This is a genomic window from Streptomyces sp. TAA486 (genome assembly GCF_000426165.1).
Genome location: NZ_KE384503.1, coordinates 354231 through 378455, shown reverse-complemented (window position 1 = coordinate 378455; position 24225 = coordinate 354231). Strand labels below are relative to the sequence as shown.

The following is a 24225-nucleotide window of genomic DNA, read 5'->3' as shown; positions in this document are numbered from 1 at the left end:
GCCACCCGCCCACGGACCGCAATTGCCGCCCCCAGGTGCGTCACAAGCCGCTACCGGCGTTCCTATGATGGGGCGCACGACACCGGGACCCGATCCCGACCTGTGCAAGTGTGGACCCCTGGGTCGGCGTGACAGGCGACGGGCGGGACTCCCCTCCGAAGCAGGCAGGGCGAGGTCCGGACAGGTGCACGGCGGCGCGCGATCGTGGAGGGGTCGATGACTCAGGGGGCAGGTCAAGGACCCGGGATGTGGCAGGGCGGCGACGCCGTCGCGCACGAGGCCGGGGCCCAGGGAGCACCCGGACACCCCGCCGCGCGGCCTCACGCGGCCACAGCCGTGGCTGACGCCGAGCACACGCGCACGGCCGCCCCATCACGGGAGGAGACGTCCGCTCCCGCACGCGACGACGGACACCCCGACGAGCCCGACGACGGATACACGCCCACCGAGCGCGATCTGCCGGTGGTCAACCCGGGTGGGACGGACGAGGGGCGCGAGCCGACGCTCGTGGACCTCGCCGCCGACCCCGTGACCGACGAGGGCGACGGCCCGCTGTACGTCGTCGGCGACGTGCACGGCTATCTCGACGAACTGCGTGACGCTCTGCGCGACGCGGGCATCACCGACCAGCACGACAACTGGGCGGCGGGCAACACACGCCTGTGGTTCCTCGGCGACTTCACCGACCGCGGTCCCGACGGCATCGGCGTCATCGACCTCGTCATGCACCTCTCCGCGCAGGCGGCCGCCGCGGGCGGCTACTGCAAGGCGCTGATGGGCAATCACGAACTGCTGCTCATCGGGGCCAAGAAGTTCGGTGACACACCGGTCAACTCCAGTGCGGGCACTGCCTCGTTCCAGGCGGCGTGGCTGCTCAACGGCGGCCAGCACTCCGACATGGAACGGCTCGAGGACCACCACATCCAGTGGATGTCACGTCTCGATGCGATGGCACTCGCCGACGGCCATCTCCTGCTCCACTCCGACGCCACGTGCTATCTCGATTACGGCAACACGATCGAGGGCGTCAACGACGCGATCACCGAGGCACTTCAGCGCAACGACGCGGACGAGACCTGGGACCTGTTCCGCAGGTTCACCAAGCGCTTCGCGTTCCGCGAGGAGACGGGTTCCCTGGCCGCGCGAGAACTGCTCACGGTATTCGGCGGGCGCCAGATCGTGCACGGTCACAGCCCCATCCCGTATCTGCTGGGCGAGCCGGCCGCCAACGGCGCCGCCGACACCGGGGACGGCGGGGAGGACGAGGACGCGCTCCCCGAGGTGACCGGCCCTCACCTTTACGCCGACGGTCTCGCGCTCGCCATGGACGGCGGCGTGACCATGGACGGGAAACTCCTCGTCACACAACTGCCCTTGGCCGATTAGCCGGTTGGTGGCACTCCCCCCTCGCAATGGCTGTGGGGGACCCCGACGCAGGGCCGGCGGGGCCAGGGGAGAACGGGCGCACGCGGGCTCGGGAAGGCGCGCAACGGCGCGCAACACATTGCCGGGGAGAGCCAATTACCGGAAACCCTCTCTCAGGAAGTACCCGACTCCCTCTAATATCGGTTCTGCCACAGTGAATTCGCCTATCCTTCGCCGTGGCTGCCCCACCCTCCCCCTGCGCCTGCCGGCCTGGGTGGAGGTGCCCCCAGCCGGGCGAGGGGAGTGCCCCCATCCGGCACCCGAAGGCCCTACGGAGCATCGGGGGATGCACATGAACACCGCTCCGCACCTGCTGCCCGAAGACCGGCCCGAGTTCGAACGGGCCGTGGACGAGGCTCTGCGTGATGCAGACCGCCGTCCTGCCCTGGCTGCGGTGGGCGAGCAGATCAGCGCACAGCAGTTGCGCGTCATGGCTCTCAGCTCCGCGACCGCGATCGCCGCGGACGCCGCGGAGGAGTACGAGCAGTACGTGGCTCTGCGAACCCGGCTGAGACAACCCGCAGTCGACGCCTCCCGTGCCTCTTCGTCCGGCTCGCCGTCCTCGGGGGTGCGGTCCGGCGGCGAGGCGGAAGCGGGGGACGGCGAACAGCGCGGCGCCGGAAGCGGGTTGAGCCTTGCCGGCGTGAACGGTGGCGTCAGCGAGACGGCGGGAGCCGGGCTGCTCGCCATGATCTCCGTGCTGGTCCCGCTGCTGGCGGGCTCGGCAGCCGTCATCTTCCTGCTGCTGGGCAATCTGCTGCGGGTGGTCTCGCCGGAGCCGTCCATCGCGGCGCCGATGCGCGGCGCGGGCTGGGTCTTCGCCGTACTGGCCGCCGCCGGGATCGTCGTCGCGATGACGGAGCTGTGGCTCACGGCCATGCGCAACGGGGCGGGTGCGCTCAGGAGCCGCGCCGATGAGGTGGTGGCGGAGTCGGCCGACGGTGATCAGGGCGAGTCCCGGCTGGCCAGAGAGGTCTCGGCGGCCCGCTCGGTCTGGCGCGAGGCGCTCCTGGAACGCGGGATAGTGCCCTTCCTCGCGGGCGTACTGGCAGCTCAGCCGGGCGCGGGTGCGGGGGCCGGGAGCGACGACCAAGGGCTCGACGCCCGCGACAACGCGTCCTCGCCGACGTCCGAGCCGGAGGCGGCGCGCAGCCACGAGCGGACTCCGCGGCTCGGCTACTCCGGCCCGGACTTCTCCAGCCGCAGCCCGTCGGACGGCAAGGAGAGCGTCCGCCCGCGCTATTCGAGCCCGGACTACTCCAGTCCCGACTACGGGGGTCCCGAGCACAAGCCGGAGTAGGCGCGGCGCGCCGACGAAGGCCAGGTCTCAGCACCGGTGCAGGGCCAGAATCCCACCGTGGCGGGCCGGCACCGAGCGTCGGTGGCGGCCGCCCCGCGGCAGCGGCGCTCCGGAGACCTCACCTCACGATCAGGACGCGACCGTCACGCCTACTCCGGGGCAGGCACAGATACCTGGTGGTCGAGGCGCGACCGATGAGCCTCAGAGCGGGGCGAGGCGGGCCTTGAGCAGGCAGAACTCATTGCCCTCGGGGTCGCTCAGGACATGCCACTGCTCCTGCCCCGTCTGGCCGATGTCGGCCGGGCGCGCACCGAGCTTCAGAAGACGTTCGAGCTCGGCGTCCTGATCGCGGTCGGTGGCGTTGACGTCGATGTGGAGCCGGGATTTGCCCTTCTCCGGTTCATCCCTGCGGCTGAGGATGATCGTCGGCTGCGGACCGCCGAAGCCCTCGCGGGGCCCGATCTCCAGCGTGCCGTCGTCCTCGCGATCGAGTACGACGAAGTCCAGGACCTCGCACCAGAACCGCGCCAGCACCTCGGGGTCGTGGCAACCGAGCACGAGCTCACTGATGCGACATGCCATAACGAAACCTGCTCTCAGCCTGGGAACCGTCGGGGAGGCCACACGGGAACCCACGGGCTCCCAGCAGTGAAGACAACCCCGCGACCGTACCGGCCGAGACGAGCTCGTGCGAGATGATTTCAGGGCGGGCCACGTCCGGTCGATGTCCACTGACATACCGCTGGGGCGCTGAGGGTCTGCAGCGAGCTGTGCCGACGATCGACAACGCAGCGTGGGGGCACCCCCGGCCGAAGGCTGGGGGTGCGTGCCAAGCACCGCGCCCCGGACGGGATCTGGCCGGACACGAGCTAGCCGACCGCGGCCACATCCAGGGCGCGAAGGAGGTCCGCGGCCAGATCGTCCGGGTCCTCCGCGCCGACCGACAGACGCACGAAGCCCTCCGGCACGGCGTCCCCGCCCCACCGTCCGCGCCGCTCCGCCGTGGAGCGGACGCCGCCGAAGCTGGTGGCCTCGTCCACGAGGCGCAGCGCGCCCAGGAATCGTTCCGCGTGCTCCTTGCCGGGCAGCGTGAAGGAGACGACGCAGCCGAAGCGCCGCATCTGCCGCACGGCGGTCCCGTGTGCGGGGTCGCCCGGCAGTCCGGGGTGGCGCACGCCCGTGACCTCGGGGCGCTCCAGCAGTGCCCCCGCGACCGCGAGAGCGCCCGCCGCCTGCCGTTGGGTGCGTACGTCGAGCGTCGCCAGCGAGCGGTGCGCGAGCCACGCCTCCATCGGTCCGGGAATCGCCCCGACCAGCTTGCGCCACTGCCGTACGGAGGCGGCGAGTTCGGCGTCACGGCAGCTGACGTACCCGAGCAGCACGTCGCCGTGACCGGTGAGCGCCTTGGTGCCGCTGGCCACGGAGAAGTCGGCACCGAGTTCGAGGGGACGCTGGCCGAGCGGCGTCGCGAGGGTGTTGTCGACGGCCACCAGTGCGCCGCGTTCGTGCGCTGCGTCGGCAAGCCGCCGGATGTCGCACACGTCCAGGCCGGGGTTGGACGGCGATTCGATCCACAGCAGCGACGCCCCGTCGAGCAGGCCGAGTTGGGCGTCGTCCGCGGTCGGCGCGGTGCGGACCTCGACGCCGAGTCCGCCCAGGCGCTCCCTCATCGGTACGAGGAGGTTGTAGCCGTCGTCGGGCAGTACGACGGCGCTGCCGGGGCGCGCCCGGGAGAGCAGCACGGCGGAGATGGCGCCCATGCCGGAGGCGAAGGAGACGGTGTGCACGCGCGAGCCGTCAGCGTGCGCCCCGTCCGCGGGCGACTCCAGCTCGCCGATGGCACGTTCGAGGGCGGTCCAGGTGGGGTTGGCGTCCCGTCCGTACGCGTAGGGCGCCGCTTCGACGTCTCCCGGCAGGTGGTAGTGGGCCGCGAAGACCGGGCCGGGCAGCGGTGGCTCGTACGGCTGCTCCTCCGGCAGGCCCGCCCGTACGACCCTGGTGGCGTCGCTGTCGCTGGTCATGGCTGTGCTCTCCCGTTATGGGCGGCTGCTGTGCCGGTGTCTGTGCGTGCCTGTCCCGTCAGCCCAACGCGGCGCGCGCGGCGTCCCCGCACTGTGCGCCGTAGCCCGGTCCGAAGAGGACCGCGTGCACCAGCAGATGATGGAGCTGGTGGAGGGGGACCCGCTCGGCGCGGCCCTCGATGGGACGTACCTCGTCGTACGCGGCGAGGATACGGGAGAGCTGCGGGCAGCCGAACAGCTGGAGGAACGCCAGGTCTGTCTCCGGGTGGCCGCCCTGCGCGGCCGGGTCGATGAGGCGCGCGCGAGGGCCGCTGCCCTGCGCGGGAAAGGAGCCCGGTGCGTCGACGGTCGTCCAGTGGACGTTGCCGGACCACAGGTCGCCGTGGATGAGCGCCGGCGGCTGCGGCGGGCCCGCGATCTCGCCGATCCGCTCGCACAGCCGCTCCACGTCACGGGCGTCTGCGGGTTCGATTCCGCCGCGGTCGACGGCCTGGCGCAGGAACGGCAGCAGCCGGTACTCGGCGTGGAAGGCGGGCCAGTGGGCGGGATCGGTGACCGCCGCGGAGGGGGAGGGCAGCGGCAGCGTTCCGATGTAGGCGTTGCGGCCGGGAGTTCCGTAGGAGAGCGCGCTGGTCCCGTGCAGTGCGGCCAGGTCGCGCCCGAGGCGGTGGGCCTGCTCGGGGGTGGGCTCCCCCGGCTCCAGCCATTCCAGTACGAGCAGGTCGTCCTCGACGGCGAGGACGTCCGGCACGGCGACGGTGCCGGTGACGGCGAGGAGGGTGAGCCCGGCGGCCTCCGCGGCGAAGAAGCCCGGAGGGCTGTCGGACAGGGTCTTGGCGAACACCTTGCGGTGCATGCCGTGCCGGCCGCCCCGGAGCATGATGCTCCAGGCGTCGCAGATGTCCCCGCCGTCGACGGGGAACACCCTGGTGGCCTCGTCGGCGCCGGTCAGCTGCGCCACGCGGTCGGCGAGCGCGGGCATCAGCCGGCTTCTTCCCGGTGACGGGCGCCGGCCGCCCCCGCGGGTCTCTGTTCCAGGGCCGCTGCGGCCTCGGCGAGGACACCGGGCACGGCCGCCTCGACGAGTCGCAGCACTTCGTCGAAGCCCTGTGCGCCGCCGTAGTACGGGTCCGGCACGTCGAAGCCGAAGCCGTCGCCCTCGGAGGCGCTCGGGTCGTAGCTGCGCAGGAGGCGTACCTTCGCGGCGTCGTCCGCGGAGGGGGCCATGGCGCGCAGTTCACGCTCGTGCCCCTCGTCCAGTGCGACGACCAGGTCGTGCTCCTCGAACCAGCTCGGGGAGAACTGCCGTGCGCAGTGGACCAGTTCGTATCCGGCGGCCTCCAGCGTCCCGGCGGTGCGCGGGTCGGCCGGGTCACCGACGTGCCAGCCGCCGGTGCCGGCGCTGCTCGCGGTGATCCGGTCCTCCAGGCCTGCCTCCGTCACATGGAAGCGGAAGACGGCCTCGGCCATGGGGGAACGGCAGATGTTGCCGGTGCAGACGAAACAGACGCGGAAGGGGTCCATGCGCTCTCCGTGTTCGTTCTGTGCCGGTATGTGGTCACCGGACTCTCGTTCTCGCTCTCCATGCTCGCGCGCCGGGCGCGCTCTCAGTCCCGGTCCGGGAGAACCATGTGCAGGGCCCACGCCACGATCGAGATGATCAGGCCGCCGAGGAACGCCGTTCCGAAGCCGTCCACGTGGAAGCTCACGTCGAGCTGGTCCGAGACCCACGAGGTGAGCATCAGCATCAGCGCGTTGATCACCAGCGTGAACAGGCCGAGGGTGAGTACCAGGAGCGGCAGCGAGATGAACTTCAGCAGCGGCTTGACCACGAAGTTCACGACGCCGAAGATCAACGCCACGACTATCAGCGTCAACGCCTTCGAAGCGGTGTCGGCGCCGGTGAGTTCGATGCCGGACAGCAGCCACGTCGCGATCGCGAGGGCACCCGCGTTCGCGACCGTCTTGATGAGGAAATTCGTCATAGTGTGATCGTGGCAGAGGCTGATCGCCGGAGCACACACGGCCCGTGAAGTCTCCGCGGGGCGACGGGCGGGACCGGCGGCGTGCGGGCGCGAGGACGATCGACAAGGGGTGGACGGGGAGATGAAGGAGTTCCGGCTCGAGGAGCTGGAGGCTCAGCGCGTCGTTCATGAGGGCGCGTACCTCCAGTTCCTGCGGGAGCGCCACATGTCCGTCGGGCTCTACGCCTTGGACCGGGGCACGAGCGATCCGCAGAAGCCGCACAAGCAGGACGAGGTGTACTTCGTCGTCAGCGGCCGCGGGGCGATCACCGTCGGGGACGAGACCACGGCGGTCGCGCGGGGCAGCATCGTCTATGTGCCGGCCGGAGTGCCGCACAAGTTCCATCACATCGCGGAGGACCTGCGGGTGATGGTGGTCTTCGCGCCGCCCGAGAGCTGACGCCCGCGGACGCCTCCCGCCCGCACGGCTCAGGGTCGCGGTGGGGGACGTTTCAGGGGAGGGCCGGGGTCGGCGGCCCTCCCGGCGCGGCTCCCGGCGCTCTAGCATCGGTGGTGCAGCAGCGGCGGACCGTGCCGCCGCACAGCAGCCCGTAACGCACCGGCCCGCCACGAGCGGTGCCGGACCGGCCGACAGGAGCCAGACATGGACGCCAAGGGGATCTTGAGAAGCCTGCCGTGGTGGGTGAAGTGGGTCGCGATCCCGGTCATCGCCGTCGTCGTCTTCGGCGGTCTGATCGCCAGCGTCGTCGGCTTCCTGATCGGTCTCCTCTTCAAGGTGCTGATCTTCGCCGCCCTCGTCGGCGGACTCATCTACCTGGTGCGGCACTTCACTTCGGCTTCCTCCTCTTCCCGCCACGACGAGTGATGACCTCCGGGCCCGTACGCACCCGCGGGTCCGTACTCCCGGGTGGGCCCGCGGCCATGGGCGCACCCGTCCTTGCGGCGGCGCCCGAGGGGACGCCCTCCGCCACCGCCCTCTTACGGTCCGAGGAGACGACGAGGGCGGCCAGCAGCGTCGTCACCGGCACCGAGGCCACCAGCCCGATCGAGCCGACGAGCGTGCGGACGATCTCCTCCGCGACGACCTCGCTCGTCGCCACCGTGGTCACGCCGCTGCGCGCGATGGAGAACAGCAGCATCAACGGCAGTGCGGCGCCCGCGTAGGCCAGCACAAGGGTGTTGACCACCGACGCGATGTGATCCCGCCCGATGCGCATCGCCGAGGTGTACAACTTCCGCCAGCCGGCGCCCGGATCGGCCTCCTTCAGCTCCCACACCGCCGAGGTCTGCGTGACCGTCACGTCGTCGAGCACGCCGAGCGAGCCGATCAGCACACCCGCCAGCAGCAGGCCCTGGATGCCGATGCCGGGGAAGAGGCCGTGCACCAGGCCCGTCTGGTCGTCGGTGTTGCCCGTCAGATGGGCCCAGCCGATGAAGAGGGAGCCGAGCACACCGATCAGCAGCAGTGAGATCAGGGTGCCCAGGACGGCCACGGACGTACGGGCGGACAGTCCGTGGCACAGATACAGCGTCGCCAGCATGATCGCGCTGCCCCCGATGACCGCCACCACCAGGGGATTCGAGCCCTGAAGTATCGCGGGCAGGATGAACAGGCTCAGCACCGCGAAACTCACGGCGAGACCGACGAGCGCGAGCACGCCGCGCAGCCGCCCCACCAGCACGACGAACAGCGCGAAGATGCCCGCGAGCAGCACCATCGGCAGCTTCCGGTCGACGTCGATGACGCTGTAGCGCAGCTCCTTCGGCGCCTTCGCGGCGTAGGCGACGACGACGTCCTGCCCGGCGGAGTAGGTGCGGGTGGCGTCGGGGGTGATGACCTCCGTGAACGTGCTGCCCTTGTCCTTTCCGCCGGTGACCTCGACGGTCGCCTTGCGGCACGTTCCGCCGGCCTGGCCTGCGCCGCCGTCACCGCCGGCGCCCGCGGACTGCCCGGGGGTCTGGCCCGGCTGCCCCGCGGGCGGCTGCGCGTTCACGTCCTTGCAGTCCACGACCCGCACCGCGGTGACGCGTGCCGGAAGGGTGGGCCGGTCGAATCCGACGCCGCTGGGCCCGCCCTTTTCGGGCACTCCGCCGGGCCACAGCACGACGAGCCCGGCGAGTACGGCGACGGCGAAGGGGATCAGGACCGCCGCGATGACCTTGCGCAGATGCCGGGAGACCGGGGCCGGGGGCCCGTGGCTGTGGGCGTGGGAGTGCCCGTGCCCGGGCGCGCTCTCGTGCCGGCGCTGGTGTGCGAGCGCGGCGCGGCGTTCTCCCTCACGGTCCTGTCCCGGAACCGGAACGGGTTCGGAGGAGCCTGGTGCGTGCCGGTCCGTGCCGGACCGCGGAGTAGGAGTCACGCCCCGATCATTGCAAAGCCCCCGCCGATGGGCGCTCTGTTCATCACCACCGTCATACGACTAGCGTGGGAGTGCTTTGCACATCGCGGGAGCTCCGAGCACGGGGCTGAGAGGGCGCTGACCTCCGTTCGCACCGGATCAACGGGCAACGGACAAGGCTGCGTCGACCGCCGAACCTGTTACCGGGTAATGCCGGCGTAGGGAGTTGGTCCCATGACCATGCAGGATGCACGTACGCCCTCGGCCGAGAACGCGCCTCGTGAACTCGGCTGGCACAAGGGGTATCTGAGCGGATCGCGCACGGACCTCCGGGTCCCTGTCCGCCGTGTGCACCTCACCAACGACCAGGATGTGACGCTCTACGACACGTCCGGGCCGTACACCGATCCCAACATCGAGACCGACGTGCGCCGCGGGCTGTCACCGCTGCGCCAGAACTGGATCATCGAACGCGACGACACGGAGGAGTACGCGGGCCGTGAACTGCGGCCCGAGGACGACGGAATCAAGCACACCACGCCTCGCGGCGGCACCCTCGGCCGGAACGGGAGGAACGGCGCCGGCGGCAACGGCTCCCCGGGGCTCGACGGCCTCGACGCCGTCTTCCCGGGCCGGCCCCGCAGGCCCCGCCGGGGCCGCGAGGGCCCGGACGGGCGGGCGTCCGTCTCCCAACTCGCCCACGCCAAGCGCGGGCTGGTGACTCCGGAGATGGAGTACGTGGCGATCCGCGAGAGCTGCTCTCCCGAGTTCGTGCGGGACGAGATCGCGGCGGGCCGTGCCGTGCTGCCCGCCAACGTCAACCACCCCGAGACCGAGCCGATGATCATCGGGAAGAACTTCCTGGTGAAGGTCAACGCCAACATCGGCAACTCGGCCGTCACCTCCTCCATCGAGGAGGAGGTGGAGAAGATGACGTGGGCGACCCGCTGGGGCGCCGACACCGTGATGGACCTCTCCACCGGCCGCAACATCCACACCACCCGCGAGTGGGTACTGCGCAACTCCCCCGTCCCCATCGGCACGGTGCCCCTCTACCAGGCGCTGGAGAAGGTCGACGGCAAGGCGGAGGAGCTGAGCTGGGAGGTCTACAAGGACACCGTCATCGAGCAGTGCGAGCAGGGCGTCGACTACATGACGGTGCACGCGGGAGTGCTGCTCCGGTACGTGCCGCTGACCGCCCGCCGCAAGACCGGCATCGTCTCGCGCGGCGGCTCGATCATGGCGGCCTGGTGCCTCGCGCACCACGAAGAGAGCTTCCTCTACACGCACTTCTCGGAGCTCTGCGACATCCTGCGCAGCTACGACGTCACCTTCTCCCTCGGGGACGGGCTGCGGCCCGGCTCCGTCGCGGACGCCAACGACGATGCGCAGATGGCCGAGCTGGACACCCTGGGCGAACTCAACCGCATCGCCAGGGAGCACGACGTCCAGACGATGATCGAGGGCCCGGGCCATGTCCCGATGCACAAGATCAAGGAGAACGTCGACCGTCAGCAGCGGGTCTGCGACGAGGCGCCGTTCTACACCCTCGGCCCGCTCACCACCGACATCGCACCCGGCTACGACCACATCACCAGTGGCATCGGCGCCGCGATGATCGGCTGGTGGGGCACGGCGATGCTCTGCTACGTCACCCCGAAGGAACATCTGGGGCTGCCGGACCGTGACGACGTCAAGACCGGCGTGATCACGTACAAGATCGCGGCTCATGCCGCGGACCTGGCCAAGGGTCACCCGGCGGCGCAGGAGTGGGACGACGCGCTGTCCGACGCCCGGTTCGAGTTCCGCTGGGAGGACCAGTTCAACCTGGCCCTCGATCCGGACACGGCGCGCGCCTTCCATGACGCGACGCTGCCGGCGGAGCCGGCGAAGACGGCTCACTTCTGCTCGATGTGCGGGCCGAAGTTCTGCTCGATGAAGATCAGCAGGAGCATCAACGAGCGGTTCGGCTCCGACGAGAACGGAACGCTGGACGAGGTCGAGGTCCGGGAGGGCATGCTCGCCAAGTCCCGGGAGTTCGCCGAGGCGGGTAACAGGGTCTATCTGCCGATCGCCGAGTAGTCGATGGAGCGTTGCTGAGGAGCCGGCACCGGGCCTGTAAGTCGTCCGGTGCCGGCTTCGGCTCTCGACAGCCACCACGTACGGAGATCCGCACGCTTGGCCGCTGCCGCATGGTGCTCGATCAGAGTCGGCTCCTGAACGGAGAACTCGAAGCGCAGGCGTGACCGGTGCAGCCGGCAAGGCGATGGGCAGGTAATCGCCAGGTGCCTGTTCTGACTGCTGCTCATTCCGACGAGGGGGCCTGACCTGCTGGTTCGTCGGGAGTCACCTCCGAGGGGCCAGCAGACGCCGGGCCCCGTCGCTCAAGGTGCTTGTCGATACGCGCCATCAGCGCCTCTGCTCGCCTGTTCAGTTCGTCGGCGTACGGCAGGTCATCGTCGTACCTCATGCATGCCGGGCCGTCCGCTGGATTGCCTGCCATACCGCATGCCCCTTGCCTGTCAACAGTCTTGCCTGTCTTGACTCTGAGTACATCAAGAGTCGCTCTCGGCGCGTATGGTCAGAAGACCCAACGGCTTTACGGCGCCAGCCGTAAAGAGGGATGTGAACTCATGGCCAACGACCTTGACCCTGCGTCATCGATGGCAGCACTGTTCGGAGCGCGCCTGCGCCGTCTGCGTCTGGGTGCGGGACTGACGCAGGCCGAACTGGGACGGAGCGTTCACGTCGTGGGCGCGCGCATCGCACAGGTAGAGCGCGCCACTGGGCACAAGCCCACCGTCGACTTGGCACGTCTGCTGGACAAGGAACTCGGCGCCGACCATTTGTTCGCGGATCTTTGGCCGCATGTGTACCGCGAGGCGTTTCCGGACTGGTCGCGGCGCTTCATGGAATTGTCCGCGCGAGCGACTGTGATGCATCAGTACGCGGCGCATGTGGTTCCCGGCATGCTGCAGACCACGGGTTATGCGCGAGCCCTGCTGGAGGTCGGCCGAACGCTGCGGAGTGCGGAGCAACTTGAGGAGCGGCTGGCAGCACGGATGAATCGTCACGACCAGCTGGCCGGCCCCGACGGACTGGATCTGTGGGTGGTGCTGGATGAGTCGGTCCTGCGGCGCAGCATCGGCAGTGGGGCCGCCATGGGCGCCCAACTCGCGCGACTTCTCGAAACGGTGGAAGGGCAGCGAGTAACCGTGCAGGTGTTACCGTTCAGCAGCGGAGAGCACGCGACTCTCGGAGGATCGCTCACGATGCTCACCCTCCCGGACAGGTCGACGGTGGCGTACACCGAGGGCGCGGAGTCCGGGCAGCTGATCGAAGAGCCAGAGGACGTCGAAACCTACGCCGTGACGTACGAGCGCCTCAGGGCACTGGCATTTCCCCCGAGGATGTCCGCGGAGCTGATCAGAACTGCGATGGAGGAAATCGACCATGACCCTCGCATGCCGTCCCGAGCTCAGCGCCGCCGTCTGGCGCAAGTCCAGCTACAGCAACCAAGAGGGGGGCGACTGCGTGGAGGTGGCGGACGGGTTTCCGAACGTCGTTCCTGTGCGTGACAGCAAGCGCCCGGACGATCCCGCCCTCCTGATGCCGATGCAGTCATTCAGCACCTTCATTTCCGCCGTCGGTCAGGGCCTGTTGACTGACTGACGTGCCGCGCGACGCCCCGTTGCCCAACTGGAAGAGCAACGTAGCGCCCTCAAGTGGCAGAAAGCCGCCCCCGGTTCGGGCCTCTCGCGGACCCGGCCGGGGGCAGCGCCCTTTTCAAGCTCCCTCGACCGGTCCTTTTCCATCTCCATGGACGGCTGACGGTCATGACGCTCCGGCCCGGCCCGGCCACGAGGTGAGTGTGCGGTGTGCTGACGTTCACGCTGGCCGTGTGGCTGAGCGACCAGGTGCTGCCCTGGGGCCAGGAGTCCCGCGTCGGCGACTGGCTCGCCACCGGCAGCTGCGACCGGACGGTGAGGCTCTGGAACAGCACGATGCCTCCGGCCCTCGGCCCGAATCCGGCTGATACCGGGCCGGCCCAACTCCCCGCTCATCCCCGCCCGTTGTCTTCCGGTGACGCGCGACCGGGCGTCACCGCCGCATGGAAGCGGAAGACGCGCCGCTCGCGGTCGGTGACGGTGCGCATCACGCGCTCGCGCAGCGGGGTGCTGACCGCCCGGCGGTAGGCGCCGGTCTCGAACAGGCCGGTGCCGCTGATGTCGTGGAACGCGAGGAAGTCCGGGCCCGCGCCTTCCAGCCGGCGGAAGCGCCGGGTCCGCCACCAGCCGGGCAGAGTGTGCAGCAGGGGGATGTGCTCGCCCAGGTACCAGTCGTGGAAGGCCGCCTCGTCGCCGGTGCTCATGGCGACGCACAGCGCGACGGGCGCTGCGGCGGGTTCGGGCGGTCCGGCGGGCGCGGCAGGTCCGGCAGGCGTCGGTTCTTGCGAGGGTGCCGCGCATTCCGTGCCGCCCGCGGCTGCCGCGGGCATCGACCCGTGCGAGTCGAGCAGCTCGTAGACGCGGCGGTCCAGTACGGCCAGGTCATCGACGACCCGCTGCTCGCGCGGGCTCCTGGTGCGCAGGCGCGCGTAGTCGGGGCTCTCGAGCGCGTCGAGGCCGAGGTCGTAGCAGGCCATCCAGGTGGGGGTCAGTCCGTCCGCGGCCCGGTGGCGGAAGCCGTTGCGGATGCCGGGAACGGCGAGCCGTGCCGGGGCGTGCTCGTGGTCGTACCAGTCGTGGAACTCCTCGTCCGGCACCCGGCCCGGCTCCGACAGGACGTATAGCAGACCCTGGGTCATGGGGAGATCCTTTCGGGTGGCGGCGCTGAGGTAGCGTTTGCGACGCTTGACGGTGACCGGTCGGCGGCTGACACAAGGGGGAGGCGGAAGGGGTGTCACGTAGCGATCCCGACGTCATCGACTCGGTCGAGAAGGCCTTCCGTGTGCTGGAGTCGTTCTCCGCGGAGCGGCCGCAGATGTCGGTGACGGAGGCGGCCGAGGCGGCGGGACTCTCGCGGGCGACCGCGCGCCGCATACTGCTGACGTTCCAGCGGCTGGGCTTCGCCGAGACCGACGGGCGGCGCTTCGCCCTCACTCCGCGCGTGCTCCGCTTCGGCTTCGGCTACCTCTCCGCCCTGCCGTACTGGGAGACGGCACAGTCCCGGATGCGGGCGCTCGCCGACGAGCTGCGCGAGTCCTGCTCCATGGCGACCCTCGACGGTGCAGAGATCGTGTACGTGGCGCGGGTTCCTGCGGCGCGAAGCATGTCGATCACGTTGAGCATCGGTTCGCGTCTGCCTGCCTACGCGACATCCATGGGCCGTGTGCTGCTGGCAGCGCTCTCCCCCCGGGAGCTGGACGCACTGCTCGCGGACGCACGGCTGGAGCCGCTGACCAGGAACACGATCACGGACCCCGATGAGCTCCGGCAGGAGCTGGACCGCGTCCGGGAGCAGGGCTTCGCCGTCGTGGACGGGGAGCGCGAGGAGGGTGTGCGTTCCGCCGCGGCGCCGGTGCGAGGACGGGGCGGCCACGTGCTGGCAGCGGTCAATGTGTCCGCGAACGCGGCGCGCGTTCCCCTGGAGGAGCTGCGGCAGGTGTGCGTGCCGCGGGTGGTGGAGACCGCGGACGCGATCACGGCCGACATCGGTTACACGGGTCTGCACTGATCCTGCTCCCGGCACTCGGCTGCTTCTGTTTCTGTCCCGCTCTGACCGGCCCCGGCCTGTCCGGGTCAGTTCGCCGGCTCCGCCTCGTCGAAGTCGAAGCAGCGGGTGGGATTGTCCACGAGGATCCGCCGCAGGTCCGCGGGCCTGGACGCGATCTGGGACAGCAGATCGGTCAGGTCGCCGTCGTCCGGCATGAATCCGTGGGTGTTGGGGTGCGGGAAGTCCGTGCCCCACACGACGCGTTCCGGCGCGTCCGTCAAGAGGAGGCAGGCCAGCTCCGCCGAGTCGTCCATCCTCGGCGGCGCGGTGGCGAGCCGGTCGGCGCCGCTGATCTTCACCCAGACCCGGCCGGTCTGCAGCAGCCCCCGCAGCGCGCTCACCGCGCGGCTCTTCGGACCGTCCCGCAGATCGACGCGGGCCATGTGGTCGATCACGACCGGCAGGGGAATCGAGCGGACCAGCTCCTCGTGGTCGGCGATCCCGTCGCCCTGCACATGGAGCGCGATGTGCCAGCCGTAGGGACGGACGAGACCGACGACGGAACGGATCTCCTCCTCCGAGGGCGCCGATCCCAGGTGCGGGGTGAAGTGCAGGCGTGCGCCCCGCACTCCGGCCTCGTGCAGGCGGCGTACCTCTTCGGGGGGCGTCGCCGAGTCGATGATCGCGACCCCGCGGCAGCGGCCCCCCGCCGCGTCGAGCGCGTCGAGGAGTGCGGAGTGGTCGGTGCCGTGGCAGGCCGACTGCACGATCACGGCGCGCTCCAGGCCGAGCAGGCGGTGCAGTTCCCGCAACCGCTCCTTGGGCGCCTCGGGCGGGGTGAAGGTCCGCCCGGGTGCATAGGGAAAGGTGTGCGTGGGGCCGAAGATGTGGCAGTGGGAGTCGCAGGCTCCCGAGGGCAGTTGCGTACGGGGCCGGCGGGGCCGGGCGACCGGCGGCGGGCACGTGGGCGTCCCGCTGGCAGGTTCTGAGGGATCGGTCACGGCTGGAACTCCATGTCGTGCGGGGGGTGTTCAGTCGCAGCGGGCGGTCATGCCGCCGTCGACGACGATCTCGGTGCCGGTGATGAAGCGGGCCTCGTCCGAGGCGAGGAAGAGCGCGGCGTTCGCGGTGTCCCGTCCGTCGCCCATGAAGCCGAGCGGGATGCGCGCCTCGCGCTGGGCGAGCAGGGCCGCCGCGTCGCCGCCCGTGCGCTGCCCGGCGAGCCGCGCCTCGACCATGGGCGTGTGCAGTTGGCCGGGGACGACGGCGTTGACGCGTATGCCGTCCGGGGCGTGCTGAACCGCGGCCACACGGGAGAACTGGATGACGGCGGCCTTCGCCGACGCGTAGCCGATCTGCGGCGACCCCGTCCAACGCAGCCCCGACGTCGAAGCGGTGTTGACGATCGCGCCACCGCCGCGCCCGCGCATCAGCGGAATCGTATGGCGGCACGTGAGGTAGACGCTGGTGAGGTTGTAGTCGAGCTGGGCCTGCCAGCCGTCCTCGTCGAGTTCGGCGGGGCCGCCCGGCCGAGAGCCGCCGACGTTGTTGACGAGGACGTCCGGGCCGCCCGGTTCACGACTGCACCGCCGCACCAGGTCGGCGACCGCGGCCGGATCGGTGACGTCGCACAGATGCGGGTGCACCCGGGTGCCGGCCCCGCCGCCGTACTCGTCCGCCATGGCGACGGTCCCCTCCAGCGCCTCCGCGTCCACGTCGACGGCGAGAACGGTGGCACCTTCGCGGGCGAACAGCACTGCTGCGGCACGGCCGTTGCCCCAGCCCGCACCGACGCATCCCGCGCCGGTGACGACGGCGACCTTCCCCGCGAGCCTGCCCGTGCCGCTCGTGCCGCCGGTGGCTCCCGGGGCCGGTGCGGCCGGCCATGGGTCCGGGGGGTGCGCGCGGTGCGTGGGTCGTTGGGCGGCGCTCATGCGCTCCGCTCCTGCCAGTGACGGCCGCCGTCGTCCTCAGTGGCGGCCTCCCCACCGCCCTCCGCTCCGACCTCGAGTGCGACGAGGAAGCGCGAGACCAGGTTGTAGGTGCCGACGGTGGCGGTGAGTTCGACGATCTGCCGGTCGTCGAAGTGTGTGCGCAGGCCGTCGAAGACCGGGTCGGGGACGGTCACTTGGCGCGTCATGGCGTCGGCGTAATCCAGGGTCGCCCGCTGCGCGGCGGTCAGCACGGTCGTGTCCCCACCCTCGTGCAGGGCGGCGAGGTGCGCGTCGGTGAGTCCGGCGGCGCGTCCGACGGGCTCGTGGGCCTGCCATTCGTAGGGCGCGCCGTTGAGCGCAGCGACTCGCAGGACCGCCAACTCCCGTATGTCGGCGGGAAGAGAGGTGCTGTTGCGTATGGCGCCCAGCAGGTTGTTCCAGCCGTCCGCGACGGGCGGGCTGTGCAGCAGCATTCCGTCGAGCGGGGTCAGCTTCCCGCCCCTTCGCAGACGGATGCGATTCGCGACCTCGCTGTCGTTGCGGACGTAGTCGAGCCGGGCCATCGAGTTCCTCTCGGGTGCGGGTTCCGGGGTGTGTACCGGTGGTCGGGACGTACGGAGATCCGGGACGCCGACGGGGGGGCCGCGCGGTGCGCATGCGCGACGGGCCGCCCGTCACAGCTGCTTCGCGGTACTGCTGTCCGCGGAGGCGGCGGGGTCGGTCTCGTCGGGTGCGTCGGCTTCGGCCGAGGCGGAACCCCCGGAGTGCGCGCCGGCCACGGCCGGTTCGCGCCCGTACAGCACGGCCCGGGCCCGCTCCCGGTCGAAGACGCCTTCCCAGCGGCTGACGACGATGCTGCCGAGTATCTGCCCGGTGAGGCTGACAAGTCCGCGCAGCGTGGACATGAAGCGGTCGATGCCCAGGATCAGCATGATGCCCGCGACGGGAACGGCCGCCGTGGTGGACAGCGTGGCCGCGAGGATGACGAAGCCCGCTCCCGCCACCCCGGCGCTCCCCTTCGACGTGATCATGAAGACGGCGAGCATGCCGAGCTGTTCCCAGAAGGACATGTGGATGTCGAAGGCCTGGGCTATGTAGAGCGCGGCGAAGCCGAGGTAGAGGCAGACGCCGTCCCCGTTGAACGCGTACCCGGACGGCACCGTCAGACCGACGATCCGCTTCGGGCAGCCGAGCCCGACCAGCTTGGTCATCAACTGCGGCATGACCGCTTCATAGTTGGCGGTGCCGAGCGTGATGAGCAGTTCAGCCTTGAAGTGACGGTAGAGACGCAGGACGCGCAGTCCGCACAGCCGGGCCACGGCACCGAGCACGACGACGGAGAAGAAGACGCTCGCGCCGAGGAAGAGCAGCACCACTCCGAGCAGCGAGACAAGGGTGTCGGTGCCGAACTTCCCCACGGTGAAGGCCATCGCGCCGAACGCGCCGAGCGGGGCGAGGTACATGATGAGCCGCACGATGCCGAAGACGGCCTCGCCGACGCGCTCGATCCCGCGCACCAGCGGTTCGCCGCGCTCTCCGAGCATCTTCACCGCGACGGCGAACAGCACGGATATCAGGAGCACTTGGAGCACGTTGCCCTCGGTGAAGGCGCCCACCATGCTGTCGGGGATGATCTGGACGATGAAGTCGTACCAGTGCTGCGCCTCTCCCTGCTCCATGTAGCTGCGGGCGCTGCCGGTCACTTCGACCTTCGCGGGATCGGCGTGAACTCCGGCCCCGGGCGCGGCCACGTCCATCACGACCAGGCCGATGATCAGGGCGATCGTCGTGAGGACCTCGAAGTAGACCAGCGCCTTCACGCCGATCCGACCGACGCTGGTGAGTTCGCCGGCCGAGGCGACGCCCGTGACGATGGTGCAGAAGATCACCGGCGCGATCAGCATCTGGATCAGCGAGATGAACCCGGTGCCCACCGGCTCCATGGCCGCCCCCACGCCGGGGGCCGCGAGGCCGAGCGCCGCACCGAGGGCGATGGCGACCAGGACCGTGACGTAGAGCTTGCTGGTGAAGGCGCTCTTCAGGATGGCTCCCGGCGACATCATGACTCCGCTCGTTCGACTGACGCACAACTGCACGTACCGCGAACGCAGTATTGAAGGTGCTTCCTCCGGAGGTCAAGAAGCGAGCAGCGACGAAAGGTGCCGCGGCAAGGCGATGGCGAGCCGCACGGACCCCGACCCCGCCCGGCGGAAGCCGCCAAGCGACAGGCGCGGGGCGTGAGTTTCGGCTACGGGAAGACGGAGCGCGACGCGAGCGGGGACGGGCCGGAAACGTCACAGGGCTCGACGGCCCCAACCCCCTTGCAGGCCGAAGCGGTTCGAGGCTCCCCCCTCATGCCTCGAACCGCCCGGTGGCGGCTCAACGCGCGAAGAACCGCCGATTCCAGATTAGTTGACTCTGCGTCAATGTCCAGTGACAGAGACGACATTATCGATATACCTCTGTGGAGATATTCACCACGCCTGTGTGCGTTCCCGGGAGCACGGTCCCGCGGCGGATCACCAGGTCCGGATGTCCGTACGTCTGCGACAGGAGGGTTTGACCCGGTGCACCACGGGCCAGACCTCACCCATGGCCCATGAGCGTCCAGTGGTCAAGCGCACCGCCCGCGCCATCCTCCTCGACGGAGACAGCACGGGCACCCTCCGACTCGTCCTGATCAAGCGCACCAAGCCGGGCCGCGACCCGTACTGGATCACCCCTGGCGGCGGGGTCGAGCCGGGCGTGGACGGAACCGTGATCGACGCGCTGCACCGCGAGGTCGACGAGGAGCTCGGCGCGAAGGTCACCGACGTGGTCTCCGCCTTCGTCGACACCGTCCCGCACACCACGGACGAGGGTGCGGAGGGCGTGAAGGTGCAGCACTTCTTCGTCTGCCGCCTCGCCTCCATGGACCTTTCACGAAGGCACGGACCGGAGGTGGACGAGCCGTGCGGACTCTATGAGTTCGTGCGGGTGCCCTTCACGCGCGAGGGCATCGCGTCCGTGGACGTCGTGCCTCCCGCGCTGAGCGCGTACCTCGACAAGAACATCGAGGGCGTACTGGCGCTCCTCGCCCCCGACATGGGATGAGCTGCCGGGGGCGGTCCGCCCGGGAAGACCGCGTTGCTTCCGGCCCCGTCAGCCGAACCAGCTTTGGAACGAGCCGGACCCGCTCACGGCACCGCGCCGCTGCGCCTCGGCCAGCGCACGCTCGGCCTCCTGACGCCACGCGTGGGGATCGGAACCGGTCATGCGGAAGCCCGCGGACGGCGCCCCGCGGGCAGCGAGCGCACCGGAGGCCCCGTCCATCGCTGTCGAGCCGGTCTGTTCACGGGAGTTGGCGGATGCCGAGGCGGAGGCCGAGACCGACGGTGATGCCGGCGGAGCGACCTCGGGCGACTCCAGGTCCGGGGAGCGCCGCTGCTCCGGAACACCGCGGGACCTGAAGGAGAAGCGCTGCTCGGCCACTTTGGATTCACGCGGGTCCGCGTCGACCGCCAGCACGTTCCCGGCCTCGCGCGAAGGGGAGGCGGACGCCGCGTCGGCATGGGCCTCCTCCCGCGCGAATCCCGGCAGTTCGTCGTACGGGGACGAGGAGGAGGCCGAAGACGACGCGGACGACGAGGGCGAGTAGGAAGAGGAAGAAGGAGAGGGGACGGAGAGCGAGGAAGCGGCCCCGGACCCCTCCACGGGCTCCTGCTCTCCCGGCGCGGAAGGCTCCTCGCGGCGGGCGTGCTCGCGGGCGCCACCCTCGTCCAGGGCGACGCGCTCACGTGCGTCGCGCGCCGTGCCGAAGAAGTCGCCGCCCTTGCGCTTGTAGTCGTCGGTGCCCCAGTCGCGGGCGGTGCGCCGCTGCGCCTTCTGCATCTGCGGTATGTGCTTCGCGCAGTGGATGTAGGCCTCTTCGACCTCCACGTGCACCCACAGCTGTGCCCGCCGGCCGGGCACGGGGTCGTCGGCCAAGTGCGGGTAGGAGGCGCGCAGTTCCTCGTCCTCGACGATGCTGGCGCGGCCGTTGATGTGCAGACCGATGCGCGCCCGGGTGAAGTCGATCAGCATGATGCCCAGGTGGGGATTCTCCTGGATGTTGCCGAGGCTGGCGTTCACGCCGTTGCCGCGGTACTCCGGGTAGGCCAGGGTGCGTTCACCCAGCACCTGGAGGAAACCGGTGGGACCTGCGCGGAAGCTGCTGTCGCACTCGCCGGACGCGTCCGCGGTGGCCAGGAAGAACATCTCCTGACGCTGCACGAACTCCCGCATCCTTTCGTTGAGATGGTCGAGCACCTGCTCGTCGTAGAAGCGCTCCGCGCGGTCGGACGTGCCGAGCCGGCGCTGCAGCAGCCGCTCCCCGTCACTGCCCGGACGGTGCCGCGTCCTCTCGGCTGCCGCCCTGTCGTGTTCGGGCTCGCGCCCGTGCTCGTGCCGCGTCCGTGAGTCCTGCCCGACCCACGGACGTGGCTCCTCCGCCTCAGCCACGGCGCTGACCCCTCCCCTTCCACTTTCCTGCACTCGCTCGCGTTCTCGTTCTAGTGCGCTGGGCCTCGCCGTTCGCGTTACGCCCGCGCGCGGAGCGCGTGACGGTGAGGCGCCGATCGGCGGTCTCCGTCCCGCGCGTGGTTCTCCGGATGCCAGGTCCGCGTCGCGAACTCATCCGGGTGTCCGTTCACCGCTGAGGATCAGCTCCGCCAGCGAGTCGTGCCGTATGCGTTCGGCGGGAACACCCGAGGCCACCAGCGCGTCGACACCGCTGCGGATCATGCCGGCCGGGCCCGAGAGATAGCCGTCGTACGCGGACCACGGACCGTACTGCCGTACGGCGTCCGGGAGTTGCCCCGCCAGGGCGTTCGCGAACGCCGACCCCGGAGGGCTGGCGACAACGGGACGCACGGAGAGCCAGCGGTGCTCGCGCTCCAGCCGCATCATGGTGTCCAGGTCGTAGAGATCGTGGTCGCTGCGCGCACCGTAGAAGACCTCGACCGGTCGTGAACGGCCGTGCTCCACGACATCCTCCACCAGCGCCCTGATGGGAGCTATCCCCGTGCCGCCCCCGACGCAGAGCATCCCGCTGTCGGTGGCGTGGTCCACGGTCATGCTTCCTGCGGGCGGACCCAGCCGCAGCACGTCGCCCGGGCGGGCCCGGTTCACGAGCGCGCTGGAGACCCATCCCGTGGGGACGGCCTTCACATGGAAGGTGAGCAACCCGTCGGAGCGCGGCGAGGACGCGAAGGAGTAGTGCCTCCAGACCCGTGGCCACCACGGCGTCTCGACGCTCGTGTACTGGCCCGCAAGGAAGGAGTACGGCTGGTCCGGACGAACCGTGATCACAGCGATCTCCGACGTGCGCAGCTCGTGCGAGACGACCTCGGCGTTCCACCAGGCCGGGGCACGCTCCGCGTCCTCGGCGGCGGCATCGATCATGACCTGCGAGATCGTCGTGTACGCGCGGACCCAGGCCTGCTCGGTCTCCGGGCTCCAGGTCTTGGGCGCGTACTGGGCGAGCGCGCCCAGCAGGCACTCGCCGACGGCCGGGTAGTGGTCGGGCAGCGTTCCGTACTTGCGGTGGCCACGGCCCAGACCCGACAAGTACTCGGAGAGCGCGTCCGCTTCGTCGGACAGCCGCACGGCGGTGAGCAGCGCCTTGAAGAGGCGGTCGCGCTGGGAGTCCATGGACGCGGGGAAGAGCTCGCGCAGTTGGGGCTGCTGGACGAAGAGCAGCGCGTAGAAGTACGCGGTGGCCGCGTCGGCCCTGGGCTCGACCTCGTCGAGCGTCCGGCGGATCAGCTCGCCGTCGTCGGGCCCGGCCGTCTGCGCGGGCGGCTGCGCCGGCGGCGCAGCCGCGGCCGGCTCGTCCCCGTAAGGGGCACTTCGGGGCTGCGGCTGTCTCTCGGCCTGCGGCGGGGACACGGACGGCGGCCGGTCGGGCATCGGTGGCGGAGCCTGGGGGGCGGGCCGTGCCTGGGGCGGGGTCGGAGCCTGGGACGCGGGCCGGGACTGTGTCCGGGGCTCGGCCTGAGGCGCGGCCGCCTGGGGCGCGGCACCGTTGCCGCCGTACTGGGCGGGTGCCGGGTGTTCACGCGGTGCTTCCGGGCCGCCGCCGTACCACGCGCCGGGTGCCGGTGCTCCGCGCTCTGACTGGCCGGAGCCGTCCGGGGTGCCGCCGGCATACGGGTCCGGCGGTGCCGGCACCGGCATCGCGGCCTCTTCCGGCGTCTCGGCCCAGCGCGCGCGTCCGGCGCCGGCGCCGTCGACGACGGGGCTCAGTGGCCGGGCGGGCCAATCCGCTCCGTCGTCCGCCGGGCGGTGGGCGTCCCTGCTCTGCTCGTTCTGCCGGTCCGGCTGCCTCTGCCCGTTCTCTTGCTGCTGGTTCTGCTGGTTCTGCTGCTCGTCCTCACTGGACGTTGTCGTTCCGGTCGCACGCCGTGAGCGGGTGAACCATCCCCAGCCGCTGTCGTTGTCTCTTCTGCCGTCCCCCGCGGACGGACCGTTTCCGGCCGATTTGGTCGTCATGGTCTGCCTCGCCTCGAACTCGTACGAAGAATCTGCGCAGCACGCATTCGGAACGCGTTCTGGTGGTACCGCCCCCTGACACCGACCGCGGAATGGCGTCGCACCGCGCGATGCGGACTCGACCATACCGTTATCACTTCGCCACACAAGTCCCCTCCGTGCGGGGGGCGAATTACGTGACGTGGACCACTCGCGGGGAATTACGGACTCTTGCGGACAAGTCCGTAGGCTTCGCGAAGATCTTTCCCTTCGTAATCAGCCGTGGCGAGACCCCTGACGTGGCCGTCGGCATTCACGGCCACCGAAACCGGCACTGCGGCGAACAGAGCCGCGTCCGACCTCGAATCGCCGTACGCGACGCATTCGTTTCTCGATACACCGAATTGCGCGCAGAGTTCGTCCGCTATCCGTACCTTCGCCTCCGCTGAGAGAATCCCCGTCGGATCCGGTTGTTGACGGAAGGGGACGGTGGGCCAGCGGGAGCCGTACGTGGCGTCAGCGCCCCCGCCGGTATCGCCTCCGGCGTCCTCCGTAGCGGAGCCCGTCCCAGTGGTGCGGACGGTGCCGGACGGACCGCGCCCCGGTGTGGGCAAAGGCGGGGAAGGACGCGCAGGCGGAGCCTGGAGAAGCAGCCGGCTGACGAAGAAATCCGGCGACAGTGATATCACCGCGGAGCGCTCGCCACGCTCGCGGATCTCCGCCCACACTTCACGAATTCCCGAAAGCCACGGGGCGCCCATGAAGGCCGCGGATATGTGATCCTCCGTCAGTTCCGACCACAGTGCGCACGCCCGGGTCGCGAAATCCGGCGGAGTCATTCCCCCTGCCGCGAAGGCCAGTTCCAGCTCACGGATCTCCGCGTCCAGGCCGAGCTGATGCGAAATCTCCACCGCCGCCGAAGAACCGTGGATCAACGTCCCGTCGAGATCGAAGAGATGAAGCCTGGGCGGACGCCCCGACGAACGGGAGAGCGAAGAGGCCATGCACCCGATCGTAGTGCGGACCCCGGCGCCCGCCGGCCCCGGTTCGACCCGCCCCCTCCGACGACCGGCCGGC

General features: G+C 70.4%; 23 protein-coding genes. 9 read left to right on the top strand and 14 right to left on the bottom strand.

Annotated features, from left to right (window positions below; translation table 11 throughout):
- The first annotated feature begins 216 nt into the window (after nucleotides 1-216).
- Together I004_RS0129485 and I004_RS0129480 are read left to right on the top strand one after the other, a co-directional pair.
- On the top strand, nucleotides 217-1386 hold the full coding sequence (locus I004_RS0129485; RefSeq protein WP_028438417.1) for a metallophosphoesterase: 1170 nt from the start codon (nucleotides 217-219) through the stop codon (nucleotides 1384-1386).
- A 325-nt stretch (nucleotides 1387-1711) separates the two neighbouring features.
- Nucleotides 1712-2725, top strand: a complete 1014-nt coding sequence (locus I004_RS0129480; protein WP_028438416.1) for a hypothetical protein — start codon at nucleotides 1712-1714, stop codon at nucleotides 2723-2725.
- Nucleotides 2726-2926: 201 nt separating this feature from the next.
- Here the strand turns inward: I004_RS0129480 and I004_RS0129475 are convergent, their stop codons facing one another.
- From I004_RS0129475 to I004_RS0129455, 5 genes are all read right to left on the bottom strand, one after another.
- Nucleotides 2927-3307 (bottom strand): VOC family protein, encoded by a 381-nt coding sequence (locus I004_RS0129475; RefSeq protein WP_028438415.1) that lies wholly within the window; start codon nucleotides 3305-3307, stop codon nucleotides 2927-2929.
- A 287-nt stretch (nucleotides 3308-3594) separates the two neighbouring features.
- A complete protein-coding gene (locus tag I004_RS0129470; protein WP_028438414.1) occupies nucleotides 3595-4746 on the bottom strand; it encodes a cystathionine gamma-lyase in 1152 nt (383 codons plus the stop codon).
- 58 nt (nucleotides 4747-4804) lie between these two features.
- On the bottom strand, nucleotides 4805-5728 hold the full coding sequence (locus I004_RS0129465; RefSeq protein ID WP_037978245.1) for a fructosamine kinase family protein: 924 nt from the start codon (nucleotides 5726-5728) through the stop codon (nucleotides 4805-4807).
- A complete protein-coding gene (locus tag I004_RS36935) occupies nucleotides 5728-6270 on the bottom strand; it encodes a low molecular weight protein-tyrosine-phosphatase (RefSeq protein WP_051345574.1) in 543 nt (180 codons plus the stop codon). Before I004_RS36935 ends, I004_RS0129465 begins: the two co-directional genes overlap by 1 nt.
- 83 nt (nucleotides 6271-6353) lie before the next feature.
- Nucleotides 6354-6731, bottom strand: coding sequence for a phage holin family protein (locus tag I004_RS0129455; protein ID WP_028438412.1), 378 nt, complete (start codon nucleotides 6729-6731; stop codon nucleotides 6354-6356).
- A 121-nt stretch (nucleotides 6732-6852) separates the two neighbouring features.
- Between I004_RS0129455 and I004_RS0129450 the strand changes: the two genes are divergently transcribed.
- The gene (locus I004_RS0129450) at nucleotides 6853-7170 is read left to right on the top strand and encodes a cupin domain-containing protein (RefSeq protein ID WP_028438411.1); all 318 of its coding nucleotides are present in this window, start codon (nucleotides 6853-6855) and stop codon (nucleotides 7168-7170) included.
- Between the two features lie 204 nt (nucleotides 7171-7374).
- A complete protein-coding gene (locus tag I004_RS0129445) occupies nucleotides 7375-7596 on the top strand; it encodes a DUF5326 family protein (RefSeq protein WP_028438410.1) in 222 nt (73 codons plus the stop codon).
- On the opposite strand, the gene I004_RS36930 is transcribed toward I004_RS0129445, so the two are convergent.
- Nucleotides 7559-9091 (bottom strand): YibE/F family protein, encoded by a 1533-nt coding sequence (locus tag I004_RS36930; RefSeq protein ID WP_078511909.1) that lies wholly within the window; start codon nucleotides 9089-9091, stop codon nucleotides 7559-7561. The two genes, I004_RS0129445 and I004_RS36930, sit on opposite strands and share 38 nt — an antisense overlap.
- Nucleotides 9092-9304: 213 nt before the next feature.
- Between I004_RS36930 and thiC the strand changes: the two genes are divergently transcribed.
- From thiC to I004_RS40620, 3 genes are all read left to right on the top strand, one after another.
- Nucleotides 9305-11152, top strand: coding sequence for a phosphomethylpyrimidine synthase ThiC (thiC, locus tag I004_RS0129435; RefSeq protein WP_028438409.1), 1848 nt, complete (start codon nucleotides 9305-9307; stop codon nucleotides 11150-11152).
- Nucleotides 11153-11703: 551 nt separating this feature from the next.
- A complete protein-coding gene (locus tag I004_RS0129430; protein ID WP_486580613.1) occupies nucleotides 11704-12648 on the top strand; it encodes a helix-turn-helix domain-containing protein in 945 nt (314 codons plus the stop codon).
- The gene (locus tag I004_RS40620) at nucleotides 12605-12742 is read left to right on the top strand and encodes a DUF397 domain-containing protein (protein WP_078511908.1); all 138 of its coding nucleotides are present in this window, start codon (nucleotides 12605-12607) and stop codon (nucleotides 12740-12742) included. The genes I004_RS0129430 and I004_RS40620 overlap by 44 nt, the downstream gene beginning before the upstream one ends.
- Before the next feature lie 388 nt (nucleotides 12743-13130).
- Here I004_RS40620 and I004_RS36925 read toward each other — a convergent pair whose 3' ends face one another.
- Nucleotides 13131-13877: a hypothetical protein gene (locus I004_RS36925; RefSeq protein WP_037978244.1), complete on the bottom strand. Its 747-nt coding sequence runs from the start codon at nucleotides 13875-13877 to the stop codon at nucleotides 13131-13133.
- Between the two features lie 92 nt (nucleotides 13878-13969).
- Between I004_RS36925 and I004_RS0129415 the strand changes: the two genes are divergently transcribed.
- Entirely contained in the window at nucleotides 13970-14746 is a 777-nt protein-coding gene (locus I004_RS0129415; protein ID WP_028438407.1) for an IclR family transcriptional regulator domain-containing protein, read from the top strand.
- 65 nt (nucleotides 14747-14811) lie between these two features.
- Here the strand turns inward: I004_RS0129415 and I004_RS0129410 are convergent, their stop codons facing one another.
- The 4 genes from I004_RS0129410 to I004_RS0129395 form a co-directional block, all read right to left on the bottom strand.
- Nucleotides 14812-15726 (bottom strand): amidohydrolase family protein, encoded by a 915-nt coding sequence (locus tag I004_RS0129410; protein ID WP_028438406.1) that lies wholly within the window; start codon nucleotides 15724-15726, stop codon nucleotides 14812-14814.
- Between the two features lie 30 nt (nucleotides 15727-15756).
- A complete protein-coding gene (locus tag I004_RS36920; RefSeq protein ID WP_078511907.1) occupies nucleotides 15757-16659 on the bottom strand; it encodes an SDR family oxidoreductase in 903 nt (300 codons plus the stop codon).
- Nucleotides 16656-17222, bottom strand: coding sequence for a carboxymuconolactone decarboxylase family protein (locus I004_RS0129400; RefSeq protein WP_028438405.1), 567 nt, complete (start codon nucleotides 17220-17222; stop codon nucleotides 16656-16658). The genes I004_RS36920 and I004_RS0129400 overlap by 4 nt, the downstream gene beginning before the upstream one ends.
- Nucleotides 17223-17333: 111 nt before the next feature.
- Nucleotides 17334-18722 (bottom strand): cation:dicarboxylate symporter family transporter, encoded by a 1389-nt coding sequence (locus I004_RS0129395; protein WP_486580609.1) that lies wholly within the window; start codon nucleotides 18720-18722, stop codon nucleotides 17334-17336.
- Between the two features lie 529 nt (nucleotides 18723-19251).
- On the opposite strand from I004_RS0129395, the gene I004_RS0129390 reads away from it, so the two are divergent.
- Nucleotides 19252-19752 carry an NUDIX hydrolase gene (locus I004_RS0129390; RefSeq protein WP_037978411.1) on the top strand — a complete coding sequence of 167 codons (501 nt, stop codon included), beginning with the start codon at nucleotides 19252-19254 and terminating at the stop codon, nucleotides 19750-19752.
- A 48-nt stretch (nucleotides 19753-19800) separates the two neighbouring features.
- Here I004_RS0129390 and I004_RS39270 read toward each other — a convergent pair whose 3' ends face one another.
- The 3 genes from I004_RS39270 to I004_RS0129375 all read right to left on the bottom strand — a co-directional run bounded on the left by I004_RS39270 (nucleotide 19801) and on the right by I004_RS0129375 (nucleotide 24152).
- Entirely contained in the window at nucleotides 19801-21138 is a 1338-nt protein-coding gene (locus I004_RS39270; protein WP_486580607.1) for a pyridoxamine 5'-phosphate oxidase family protein, read from the bottom strand.
- A 171-nt stretch (nucleotides 21139-21309) separates the two neighbouring features.
- Nucleotides 21310-23169: a globin domain-containing protein gene (locus I004_RS38725; RefSeq protein WP_028438402.1), complete on the bottom strand. Its 1860-nt coding sequence runs from the start codon at nucleotides 23167-23169 to the stop codon at nucleotides 21310-21312.
- A 200-nt stretch (nucleotides 23170-23369) separates the two neighbouring features.
- A complete protein-coding gene (locus I004_RS0129375; RefSeq protein WP_028438401.1) occupies nucleotides 23370-24152 on the bottom strand; it encodes a hypothetical protein in 783 nt (260 codons plus the stop codon).
- Nucleotides 24153-24225: the final 73 nt, after the last annotated feature.